The sequence below is a fragment of the Gardnerella sp. 30-4 genome (assembly GCF_001641215.1).
GTDB classification, from domain to species: Bacteria; Actinomycetota; Actinomycetes; order Actinomycetales; family Bifidobacteriaceae; genus Bifidobacterium; species Bifidobacterium leopoldii.
Window position 1 is genome coordinate 1 of the sequence record NZ_LXJL01000021.1, and the last position, 12,236, is coordinate 12,236.

At 40.3% G+C, this 12,236-nt stretch carries 6 protein-coding genes and 1 pseudogene; 2 read left to right on the top strand and 5 right to left on the bottom strand.

Annotated features, from left to right (window positions below):
- Window positions 1-41 precede the first annotated feature (41 nt).
- Window positions 42-497 (top strand): transcriptional regulator NrdR, encoded by a 456-nt coding sequence (gene nrdR, locus A5294_RS01970; RefSeq protein WP_004119918.1) that lies wholly within the window; start codon window positions 42-44, stop codon window positions 495-497.
- A gap of 61 nt (window positions 498-558) precedes the next feature.
- Here the strand turns inward: nrdR and A5294_RS01975 are convergent, their stop codons facing one another.
- A complete protein-coding gene (locus A5294_RS01975) occupies window positions 559-2,835 on the bottom strand; it encodes an AAA family ATPase (RefSeq protein WP_004119900.1) in 2,277 nt (758 codons plus the stop codon).
- A 112-nt stretch (window positions 2,836-2,947) separates the two neighbouring features.
- Complete coding sequence (locus A5294_RS01980) at window positions 2,948-3,874, bottom strand: hypothetical protein (RefSeq protein ID WP_004119897.1); 927 nt, start codon at window positions 3,872-3,874, stop codon at window positions 2,948-2,950.
- A gap of 249 nt (window positions 3,875-4,123) precedes the next feature.
- On the opposite strand from A5294_RS01980, the gene A5294_RS01985 reads away from it, so the two are divergent.
- The gene (locus A5294_RS01985) at window positions 4,124-5,581 is read left to right on the top strand and encodes an MFS transporter (protein ID WP_004107137.1); all 1,458 of its coding nucleotides are present in this window, start codon (window positions 4,124-4,126) and stop codon (window positions 5,579-5,581) included.
- Window positions 5,582-5,723: 142 nt separating this feature from the next.
- Here A5294_RS01985 and hrpA read toward each other — a convergent pair.
- The 3 genes and pseudogenes from hrpA to A5294_RS02000 form a co-directional block, all read right to left on the bottom strand.
- Window positions 5,724-9,836 (bottom strand): annotated as a pseudogene (hrpA, locus tag A5294_RS01990) (ATP-dependent RNA helicase HrpA); the annotation flags it as partial.
- Between the two features lie 18 nt (window positions 9,837-9,854).
- Window positions 9,855-10,556, bottom strand: coding sequence for a class I SAM-dependent methyltransferase (locus A5294_RS01995; RefSeq protein ID WP_004107129.1), 702 nt, complete (start codon window positions 10,554-10,556; stop codon window positions 9,855-9,857).
- A gap of 42 nt (window positions 10,557-10,598) precedes the next feature.
- On the bottom strand, window positions 10,599-12,206 hold the full coding sequence (locus A5294_RS02000) for a C69 family dipeptidase (RefSeq protein ID WP_064340312.1): 1,608 nt from the start codon (window positions 12,204-12,206) through the stop codon (window positions 10,599-10,601).
- Window positions 12,207-12,236 lie beyond the last annotated feature (30 nt).

Sequence of the window (12,236 nt, forward strand, 5' to 3'; positions counted from 1 at the left end):
ATATTATGTAGTTTTTCGCTATTTTTTAGTATGCTGAATATATGCATTGTCCTTTTTGTAAAAATTCTGATACGAAAGTTATAGATACTCGTATCAGCGAAGATGGTTACTCTATTCGCCGTAGACGTGAATGCCAAGTTTGTGGTAATCGATTTACTACAGTAGAAACAACTCAGTTGCTTGTAATGAAGCGTTCAGGCTCTATTGAACCTTTTGATCGAGCAAAAGTTGTTGCCGGTGTTAGCAAAGCATGTCAAGGACGCCCTATTAATGCTGAGGCATTAAAGACGATTGGTATGCGAGTAGAAGCTGATTTGCGAGCACGAGGTTTAGCGCAAGTTACATCTGAAGAAGTTGGCAAAGCTATTCTTAAGCCATTGCGTGAATTAGATGAAGTTGCATATCTTCGTTTTGCAAGTGTGTACCAAAACTTCACGGGTCTTGAAGATTTTGAACATGCCATTGAAGATTTGAAGCGCAGTAAAACAGAAGAATAATAATTTTATCGATTATTGTTACAGAATATCTATTCCCTGCGCTTTTGCATTATTTTGAGTTCTATTTCTCAAAATTTGCGTCATCTTTAGTGCGTATTATATGCAATTTTTGAGTTGGTCTAGTCATTGCAACATATAGATTGGCTGCAGCAGCTAGTCTAGATGCTGCTTCCTGTTCAATTTGAGAAGGTTGCAACACTATGACAGCGTCATATTCAAGACCTTTTACTTCCTCAGCTGTGCAAACGCTGCATTGGCAATCATCGGCATTTTGTTTGTTTAACTGATTCCATAATTTTTCAGGTAATGCATGTTCTAATGCTTGGTTTACAACCTTTTTAGCATGGCTAACCATGCTGTTAGGAGTAATGATTGCAATACGACCACTACCATCATCAGAGACAAATTTTTCGAATAGTTTTGTACAAGATTCTGCAAGTGCAGTATCGAGTTCATCTTGTGATTCAACCGTTTGTGATACAAGTGAATCAGGTACTGAGCGAACTGCATGAACAGTAGAAATGTATAATCCTGAATCTGTTGCAACCTTGCTTGCTGCTTCAGAAACTTCACTAGGATTTCGATAATTAATTGTTAACTCGTAAAGATCCCAATTTGGTTCTCCAAATAGAGAATTCATATTCTTCTGCCATCTGTGAGTTCCTCCGAGCGCAGAAGTCTGTGCAACATCGCCAACAATAGTAAAGGAGCGTGAAGGACAACGACGAATAAGCATTCTCCAATCCATTGCTGTGAGCTCTTGAGCTTCATCGACAACTACGTGACCATATGTCCACTCGCGGTCAGAAGCTGCTTTACGGGCAAGCATTCCTGCATCGTCGCCTTGCAGATTATCAAGAAGCATATCGGCGGTTACTATGCCATTTCCAATACCAGCTTGTGCTAGAGTGTCAGCTGCAAATTGCTGTTCTTCAAGTTTTTTTGCTTGTGCTGCAGATCTTTGAGCGTCAAGTTTTGGATCAGGACCAAGCAATTCCATAGCTTCATCAAGTAATGGAATATCAGAACGAGTAAGCGGGCTGCCTTTTGGTCTAGTAAGTGAGTTGATATCTTCGTTGCTTAACCAAGGTGCGTATGTGCGTAATTTGTCAGGTTTAGCAAAAAGTTGGTCAATAAGCCATTCTCCAGTCATAGGTAACCATGCAAGATTTAAAGTAATGCGCAGTTTATCGTCAAGACGAAGTTGAGAAGTTATATCGTTTAATTCAACTTGATCTGGAACATAATCAAGCTTTTCCAAATAACGATTTTTCAATATGCTGAGCACAGTTTTTATAAAAGTATTTCGCGCCTGGTTATGCGGCTGGTGAGTCCGTTGAGCATCTGATTGAGCTATCTCAATATCTTCTTTTAGAAGAGGAATACTAAATCCTCCAACATGAATTGTTGGAAGATTTTTAGGAACGCGAATACGAGCGGCAATTGCATTCGCAATAACTGTTCGCATACGATACATTCCTTTTAATTTTGCTGCGTATGGAGAATCTTCAGCTGTAGCACAAATTCCAGGAATTAAGTCGGAAATAGTTCTACTTACTACACCTGTTTCACCAAGAGAAGGGAGTACTTGATCAATATAACGCAAGAATGCCGAACTTGGACCAACAATAAGAACTCCTGAACGCTCAAGTTTGCGCCTGTGAGTGTACAACAAATAGGCTGCTCTGTGCAAAGCAACAGCTGTTTTTCCTGTGCCAGGACCTCCCTGTACAACAATAGTGTGATCAAGAGGAGCGCGAATAATTCGATCTTGTTCTGCTTGAATAGTGGCAACAATATCAGTCATTTTGCCGGTTCTGCGAGAACCTAAAGATGCGAGCAGTGCTCCTTCGCCAGTAAGAGTACCTTGTTGTGAAGCTTTTCCTATTTCATCAGAATGTATGTCAAGTACTTCATCTTCAACACCAATAACGTCTCTAAAACGGAGTGTAATATGACGACGCATAACAATATCGCCATGATGCGAAGGGGTTGCCTCATAAAAAGGTCGTGCAGCTTCAGCGCGCCAATCTGTAAGAATAGGATCATGGTTTTCGCTAAGCAAACCAATGCGACCAATGTATCGCCTAATGCCTTCTGTGTTATCAAGCCTTCCAAAAACAAGACGATCCTCAACAGCTCGTAATTGTGTAAGACGATCTTCGTACATGGTTGCGAATGAGTCGCGCTCTGTGCGCTGTGTTGGTGAACCGTGCGAACCTGACGCGCGCACAGCGTCTAAGCGTGCGCGAATAGTATTACGCAAATCGTCTAGACGGCTATAAGCTCGGTCAACAGCTTGTTGTTCTTCACCAAGTTGTGAGGAATAGGTAGACATACGCATCCATTCTTCGTAAAATACCGCAACCAATTGTGCCAAAAATTAGGCATTTAAGTATATCTCGACGCTTATACACCAAAATTGTATTTCTATGTTGATCTAACGAATATTATTTGCGAGGATCTCCGAACCATGCAGAGTAAATCAATGAAAAATTGCGATTTCCATATGCTGAGCACGAATTTCCTTCGCCGTATCCAGCTTTTAACGATTCTATATTTGGCTGATAAGGAGTATAGATATAAAGCAATGCAGTAGCCTTATTTTCGATATAAACATTGCTAGATCCGCATGATTTATTTGGCGAATATTGAATTGTGTTAATCGTGTTAGGGTGGTAGTTATATTGATCGTTATGAAGAAGATAATATCTATATCTTCTTGCGGAACCAATTACTTGTTTAAAGAATCCTGCAAAACGTGGGTTGCAATGAGAATCATCTGGACAATCTAATCCCATAGCTGATTTGTATTGGAAATCGCTAGGATCAGTGTCTGTTACAAGATGTTGTTCTTTTTGCAGCATTGTAAGTAATACTTGTTGACTGATATGACATGCTTTTGCTGATTTGTATATTATGTCTGCAGAAGATTCTTTGCTTACACCTTGATACTTTGAACATAGTGAATCGGCAGGAATAGTGTGAGTATTAAAGTACGCATTTTTTAAGCAATTTTTACCAGTGCATTTTGCTCCTTTTTTGCGTATAAAATTGCGTACTTCATCTTTACTCATTGCGTTATCGTCAAAAAATTGAGAATCAGAAATAATATTGCCTGGATTAAAATCAAAGCGTGACACAAGTTGTTCTTGTTTGTTGCGAAGATCAGAAACAGTCTGTTCCCAACGTATCCACTGAACAACAGGAATGATAATAGCAATGCCTATGACAGCAATAATAATGTTTCGTAAAATTTTATTGGAGTAAAACTTATGCTTTAAAGAACTGTTGTTTTTATTGTGATGAGCACCACTATTATGTTCACTATTTAGGTTGACATGAATAGAATCATGTTTCTTTCTTCTCTGCACCATGTTTCCTCCTACTTAGCTTATTACATTATAAGTGATATGCGAATCATTTTATTATTGTGATTATTTTTTAAAATTGTTCCCAATTTTATTGTTGATTGTAACTATCAAACTGTAGAATTATCCGATTGAGTAGCTACGCGCGAAGAATTTGTTGCGATTAACTTTAGATTGTTAGGGCAGATTGATTTATTTGCAGTAGTTTTCTGCACAAATGTTGGAATTATTAGGATGTGGCAGGAGAGTAAGATAATGATGATTGGAACTAAACGAATTGATTGTTCTTCTATGGATCCTTATGATGACCCAGAAATGCGCAATAAGGTTGCTGTTCGTGCGTTAATACTACTGCTTATTACATTTATTATTAGCACGTTGTGCTTGCAAGGTTTCAACCTTGTTTATAAACAAGTTGGTATAGATGTGAAAGCTGTTGATCAAGCGCCTCTTATAACAGGTTTACCTGGCATTATTTTAGGAATCGTATGCTTTATTTACGGTTCTTTAGGCGACTTTGTGTCATTAAAAAAGCTAGTAACCATTGGATTAACGTCTTTGTTTATAGGCTCAGTTTTTGGATTTGTAGCTAATTCTTGTTTTGAGCCAAATTTGTGGACAGTTATTGCTGCTCGTATTATGCAAACAACTGGTGAACAAGTAGCAGGTTCATCATTCTTAGTAATTGCAACAAAATATTTGCGAAATGATTTGAAAGTTATCTTCTTCGGATTATTTACAGCATCGTACCAGCTTTCTGCATGTATTGGAGTGTTTTCAGCAGGATTGTTAAGCTCTATTGCTTGGCAATATTTATTCTTAATTCCAGCATTAACTATTCTAATATTGCCGGCATTATTGCATTATTTACCAACAAAAAACGGCAATGGTAAAAAAATTGATGTTGTTGGTTTTACAGTCTTTGGATTTGCTGTTGCATCTCTTACATTGTTCATTTCATACAGAAACTTGTTGATGCTTATTTCAGCAATTATATTGTTTATAATTTTTGGTATTTACATTAGTAAAGCTAAAGAGCCGTTCGTTACGCCAGCTTTCTTTAAGAATATTCGTTGGCTTTCTGGCATAATTTTGATGGGCATAATATACTTCACGAATTATTGCATAAGTCCACTGTTCAATAGAGTTGGAAAAACTTTGTATAATATGACTACTTCACAAGTAGCTTCTTATTTAGTTTGGGCTTTTATTGTTGCTGCAATATTCGGTTCATGCTCAGGCTTAATAATTAGTCGTATAGGAAGAAAAACAGGTTTATTATTAGCAATATTGTTTATACTTTGCGGATGGATTGGTATTGCAGTATTAATAAATTCTGGATTCTTGGCTATAGCTTTGTGTGCATGCATTTATTATGCAGGTTGTGGAATGGTGTATTCTCCACTGGCCTCAACAATTCTTTCATCTCTTCCAGTTGAAGAATCTGGCAGAGGGTGCGGAATGAATGATTTAGCTATTAGTGTTTCTGCGTCTGTTGGTGTAGTAATTTTTGACGGAATATTAGATAAAAACATGTTGAGTGGGGATTCTATAACCGGTGCTTCTGGTATTTCGTCTGGATTTGCAAACATATCTCTTATGTGTGCTGCTGTTGCATTATTAGGAATTATCGTATTTACATTCAGAAACTTTATCACTAAAGAAAGCAATGCAATCGAAGTAGACGAAGATCAAGAACAAGACCAAAAATAATAGTGAAAGCAAAAGCAATAGAATTATAATTGGCAATAACTTAGCAACTGTGCAAATAAAGTTTGTTTGCAACGTTATGAGCAATATTGTTTACAACATTGCAAGCGCTAAGAAAAATATATGCATATATGCGAAACAGTTTTCACCTTCCGTCAATCATCTTTCGCATGCGTTGTATGCTAATCGGATATGCAGTTCCCAATTCTTGCGCCCAAAGAGACACATAGAATTCTTCGCACATCCAACGTAATTTCTCAGCGATTATTTGCGACTCGTCATGAGCGGGTCCCGCTGGGATTTTCTGAGTGTCTTCTTGAGTTTTTATTACAAGCTTATGTGCTTCATCTGCTTGCCAAGCCCAACGTACGTCACGGTTTTTATCTGCTTTAGCTTTAGTAAGACGAATCACGTCTGCATGCAAGTAGCGTTCAATACGAGGTAGAGAATCAGATGGAGTTTTGGCAATAAATCCTTCGTATACAAGACTTGCAGTGTGTTCTCGGATTGATTGCAACACTGAAAGCAACGGTAAATCAGCCTTGCCGGAAACAGCTTTACTTGATTCTGCTTGACGCTTCAATATTGCGATCACATCGTGTGCAACAGCATAAACAGTGTCCTCATATACTTCAGATACGTTTGCAACAGTTTCGCGTAATAAATTGTCGTCAGTAATATTATCCGTGTTCGCAATTAGTCGTTTTACTGCAGCCATTTGCAAGTCTTCTGCTAAAGCATTAGAAGTTGAATAAGGTGCAGCTGCGAGCATTAAAGCTTCAGAACCAAGCCAGCGAGAAGTAATACGCTTATTGTCTAAATGCAGCATATTCAATGCGCTTTGCCAAACCATTTGTGCGCGTGAAAGGTTTGTAGCACCAGATTTGTGTAATAAATCTGCTCGTTCAATTACATGACCAGCTTGTGCTGCTTTATTTGCTTTGATATTTACAACTTCTCGTGCAGATTCTTGTGCTTCTTTCGCAAAACGCTGTTGCAATGCAATTAATGATTTGTCTGTTCCAAGAATAGTAGGTTTTACGCGATTAGAGTACTTGTTGCGACCTGCAAGTTTATTGCGACTTTCGTTAGCTTTTCTCTCTTCAACACTAAACGTCATGCGCAAGTATGGCGAAAGTCTGCTTATTTGCTCGTCGTCGAAAACTTCAGGATGTATTTGCGCTCCAACTACACAAATTGCAGCTTTAGTGAAAACTTCTCTAAAATCTTGCCATTCGCTTTTTATATTGCTTTCCGCTTCTTCAATCCCAGGAAGCTCGTCGTAATGTTCGTCAATCCAAGCGCGAATTTTTTGAGCAGTGTCAGGAGCTGGAACAAACTGTACTCGTAGAGCTTTAGGCAAAGATTTAATCATGCCAATAATAAGCTCATCAAGCAAACCTGGAACATTCCAAGTAAATTCTTCAGGAGTTAAACGCGAAAGTACGTAAAGCGGCACATGCACCGTTACGCCATCCAAAGGATTAGCCGGATCATACACATAACTTAAACGCAACCTTATAATCTGACCGTCTGTACCAACTGTATTCCAATGGTCAGGATAATCAGCTAAATCAGTGCTTTGCGTAGTTTGTAAACGTTCAACTTCATCGGGATTAAAGTCTAACTTGTGCGGATCTTCTTCGCGGTTATCTTTCCACCATTTTGCAAGAGCTGCAATAGTAGTTGCTTCTTGAGGAATGCGAGTGTCGTAAAAAGTAAATAAATCTTCGTCGTTTACAGTTTCGCTTATTTGGCGAGTGCGATTTGCTTGATTATCTGCATCTTCAAGCACATTGTGATTATTTAAAATAAACTCATCGTGTGCAAAACGCTGTTGCACATCTGCTTCAACTAAGCCTTGACGAATCATAATCATTCGAGCTTCGTAAGGATTAACTCTAGCCCATTGAACTGTGCGATCTTGAACAATAGGCAATCCGTATAGTAATACCTTAGATTTTGCTACAGCAGCACCTTTAGAAGCGCTCCAATGAGCGTCAGAATACGTGATTCTGGTAAGATTTTTAGCAAGAGGCTCAGCCCAAGCAGGATCGATTTGCGCGCAATATCTTGCCCAAAGTCTAGATGTTTCAACTAATTGCGTACACATAACCCATGAAGGAGTTGTTTTAGAAACAGATGAAGCTGGGAATATTGCGAATCTTCCTCCGCGCGCGCCTTGATAGTCGTTTTTAGCCATTTTTTGAGCGCGTTTCATAGCGCGAATTTTTGCTGATCCATGCAAATTAGCAAAATCTGAAGCTTTCGGTTCACGCACTACTTGCATTCCCAACATAGAAAGCAATCCTGCAAGCATCGACGAGTGTATTCCTTGCGAATCCCAAGAGCAGCACAAGCTGTGAGCAGCCTGCTGATTATTAGGAAGTTGACGAATTTCCAAAGATACTCTTTTAGATGGAATAGGCTCGCCAACTTTATAATGTAATTCTTTACACAAGTCTTGAAGTTGATTAACTAAATCTTTCCACTGTTTTAAACGCAAAAAGTGGAAGAATTCCGCTTTACAAAGTTTGCGAAGAGCATTATTGCTCATATTTCCGTCTGCTTGGAAAATATAATCCCAAATATTTAAAGCAGTTAAGAAATCGCTTGTTTCATCCGCATAACGATTATGAAGTTTATCTGCTTCTTCACGCTGTTCTTCAGGGCGCTCGCGAGGATCTTGCAAACTCAAAAACGCAACAATTACCAGCACAGCAGCAAGAGTATTCGGAGTGGTTTTACGAGCTGCTTCAACAATCATGCGTCCTAAACGAATGTCAATAGGCAATTTCGAAAGCTCGCGTCCAATATGAGTTAAAGTAATGAAACCTGATTTTCTGCTTATTGCGCCAAGCTCGTTAAGCTCATTAAAGCCGTCGCTTACTGCTTTCATATCAGGAGGGTCAATAAAACCGAAATTCGTAATATCTTCGCCAGTTTTAGCAACGCCTACTGAAAGCATGTGTAATACTACTGCTCCAAGCGAAGTGCGCAGAATCTCAGGATCGGTAAAACGAGGTCGAGTTTCGTAATCTTCGCGCGAGTAAAGTCTAATAGCAATTCCGTCCGCGATTCGTCCGCATCGTCCAGAACGCTGATCTGCGCTCGCTTGAGAAATCGGCTCTATAGGAAGCCTTTGCACTTTTGCAGACTTAGAATATCTGCTAATTCTCGCAAAACCAGGATCGACAACGTATCGAATCCCAGGAACAGTAAGCGAAGTTTCAGCAACGTTCGTAGCAATAACAATGCGTTGATGAGAGTGATGTTCAAATACGCGATGCTGATCTTTTGCAGAAAGACGCGCAAAAAGCGGCACTATTTCAATAGCATCCGCTCGTTTCATATCACTTGCTCGAGTGCCAAAATATGAGCGTAATCCTGCTTCAAACTCTCTAATATCGCGCTCGCCGGAAGCGAAAACCATAATGTCGCGCGCGCCTTGCTCGTGGCTTGAATGAATAACTAATTGAGCGCATGCGCGAGTTACTGCAGATGTCATATCTTCATCTGTAATATCGTCTCGATTGCTTTCGTTAGATTGGCTTTCTGCAACAGTTTCCTCATCCATTGTTATGTCTGCAAAGCCGGGGACATGTCGCATAAGTGAAGGCGCGGAGCCAAGCGGCTCATAAAGCACTCTCACAGGGTACGTGCGTCCAGAAACTTCAATAACAGGAACTTTTATGTGTAAAGCTTGTTCGAAATGTTCACGGAATTTTGCAGAATCTATTGTTGCCGAAGTAATAATCAGCTTCAAATCGCGTCTTTGCGGAAGTAAAGTTGTTAAATACCCTAGCAAAAAGTCAATGTTAAGACTGCGTTCGTGAGCTTCGTCAATAATAATCGTGTCGTATTTAGTAAGAAGAGGATCTCGCTGAATTTGCGCAAGTAAAATACCGTCAGTAACAATTCGAAGCTTCGTTTTAGGTGAACTTTCGTCGGTAAATCGCACTTGGTAGCCGATTTCTTCACCCAGTTTTACTTCCATTTCGCTTGCGATTCGCTCAGCAACAGTGCGTGCAGCTAAACGGCGAGGCTGAGTGTGTACGATTTGCTTACCTCTTCCGCCTCTTCCAAGCTCAAGCGCCATTTTTGGGATTTGCGTAGTTTTACCGGAGCCAGTCTGTCCGGAAACAATCACGACTTGTGAAGACTTAATTGCTTCTATTATTTCGTCGTGTGCTGCGCAAATAGGAAGCTCAACAGGGTAGTCGAATTTCATAGTGTATATTTCTTTTCGTAAATTTTTTACTTTTTTGGTACTTCTTTAGTGCTTACTTTTTAGTACTTCTATAATTCGGTATCCTTTAGAGCTTGCATATTTTTCAACGTTGTAGTTTTCGCCAAGATTTTCAGCAAGCCAAGGAATAAGTGAGTCTGAGCCAAGATTTTTTTGCACAACTAAGTAAGCTGCTCCTCCCACTTTTAAACGCGGAATCCAAGTCATCAAAATGTCGTGCAACATTTCTTTTCCAACGCGAATTGGTGGATTGGACCATATGAGATCAAAATTATTAAATTCCAAAGTATTATTTTCTTTTAAAGCGTCATCTACTAAAGAAGTGCGAATATGCTTTAAGCCAGCGTTTTTTGCGTTTAGTTCAGTAAGCTCTAGCGCTCGCTCATTTACATCTACAGCTACAATTTCAGCTTCTGGAGATTCTAAGCCCATTGCAATGCTTATAGGACCCCATCCGCATCCAATATCAAGGAATTTGCCATTTTCTGGTGGTTTTGGAGCATGTTTTAGTAGCACAGACGTGCCTAGATCAAGCTTAGAAGCGCTGAATACTCCGTTTGAGACTTGTATAACAGTTTCATGATTTCTCAAAGTTACATGTAACGTTCTTCGCTCATCGCAAGATGATGGTGTTGCAGAAAAGTATTGTTCGCCACTGATTTTTTGCGTTTTTTCTGATTTTGGTGATTTGGTTTTATCGTATTGTTTAAATTGTTGATGACTTTCCATGATCTCGCTCAAAAATACCGTATTTCGCCTATAAATTTAAATTTAGTGATCAGAACGATTAAAACCATTCTTCATACGCATGCTAGTGATGTACAGCACCGTGTCAAGCAAAGAATCGGTTTCTTTCTTCAGCTTTGCTGCCATATCGTCATTTGCTTCAGCCAAAGCCTCGCGCACTTTGTCGTTGCGAAGCTCGGCAATAATAGCTTCAGGATCGCGAACTAAATCATCGTAATCTTCGCCTTCATCACCTTCACGTTCTGGCTCGTAATCAGCCAAATCAACGCCAAGAAGATCTGCCACGGCAGCATCCGTAGACTTGACCATTGCGTGACCAAGGGAACCGACAACTTCTTGGTAGCGCTCAATCGCGTTTGCAGTGTCGTTAAATGCGGCATCCGCAAGAGCAGCAATAATGCGATTCTCCCAATAGAAGTTTTCGCTTGTTACGCGAGTAGTCGTATCTTCCAAATACTTTGGAGTGCGATTTACGTTTGGATAGAACGGAATCAAAGAATTGAAAGGATTAGAACCGTAAGTAATCCACTGAATTGCACGCATTGCTTCCGGCATGTAAGGGCGGATTTGCATTACAGCAAGCTCGCTTTGGCGATTAATTCCGATTGGACGCAACATATGACGAGTATGCTCATCTCCAAGATTGCCGTAAGGATCATACTCAGTGCCCTGATAGTGAGAGCTTAAAACGTACTTAATATCCTCAACCGTCACTTTACGCTCAGGCTGGCGAGCCCAAGGAATATCGTTGCTGTCCGGACGATGATCAGCGTCTTTACCATCCCACACTTCGTCATACGGATTCAAGAAGCGCTCCATGAACCATGCGCGAGGAGTGTTGTACACGTGGTCAGCATCCGAATGAGAGCCAAAAGCATCACGAGGGTTAAACGGAGAAGCGTTTTCCACCGACAAATCCAAGTGATTTTCTTCAATAAACTCAAGCAAATCAGCCGAGCACATATGCTCTTCTTGAAGATCAAAAGCATCATCTAAATCAAACTCGTCAATTCCGAGCTGGTTTGGCATAACAACATAAGCTTCATCCGGCACACGCTTAGCAATCCAATGATGACCACCGACAGTTTCAAACCACCAAATCTCGTTCACATCCGAAAATGCAACGCCATTCATCTCATAAGTGCCGTACTTTTCAAGCAATGCACCCAAACGCTCAACGCCTTCGCGAGCGCTACGAATATAAGGCAAAACAAGCGTTAAGAAATCTTCTTCGCCAATTCCACCCGGCACTTCCGGCTTGTAGTCAGCATCTCCAACTTTGCCTTGTTCTTTTTGAAGTTCAACCATTGGATCTGCGCCTAACACGCGCTCGTTGGACGTAAGCGTTTCAGTTGCGCTCATTGCAACATTTGCTTCGTTAACGCCAGCTTCTCCCCAAATTCCTTCGCGCAAGTCTGCATTTGGCACGCTTGTGTATTGCATTGGATTATCCGGCAACTCGACTGTTACGTGGCTAAGAACAGACTTATAAACGCGAGGTTGATCTTCCGGCTTTACTACCACTAAACGCTTCGGATTAAACTCGCCATTTGCTGAGTCTTCGTTACGCGCAATAAGCGTGGATCCGTCGTAACTTGCTTTTCTACCAACAAGAATTGTTGTGCATGCCATATTTGCATCCTCTGTTTTTAGATTTTATAT

Bases quoted from the DNA above. Each gene is read 5' to 3' on its own strand.
- A5294_RS01980 (WP_004119897.1), bottom strand. From the start codon at position 3,874: ATGGTGCAGAGAAGAAAGAAACATGATTCTATTCATGTCAACCTAAAT.
- nrdR (WP_004119918.1), top strand. From the start codon at position 42: ATGCATTGTCCTTTTTGTAAAAATTCTGATACGAAAGTTATAGATACT.
- A5294_RS01995 (WP_004107129.1), bottom strand. From the start codon at position 10,556: ATGGAAAGTCATCAACAATTTAAACAATACGATAAAACCAAATCACCA.
- A5294_RS02000 (WP_064340312.1), bottom strand. From the start codon at position 12,206: ATGGCATGCACAACAATTCTTGTTGGTAGAAAAGCAAGTTACGACGGA.
- A5294_RS01985 (WP_004107137.1), top strand. From the start codon at position 4,124: ATGATGATTGGAACTAAACGAATTGATTGTTCTTCTATGGATCCTTAT.
- A5294_RS01975 (WP_004119900.1), bottom strand. From the start codon at position 2,835: ATGTCTACCTATTCCTCACAACTTGGTGAAGAACAACAAGCTGTTGAC.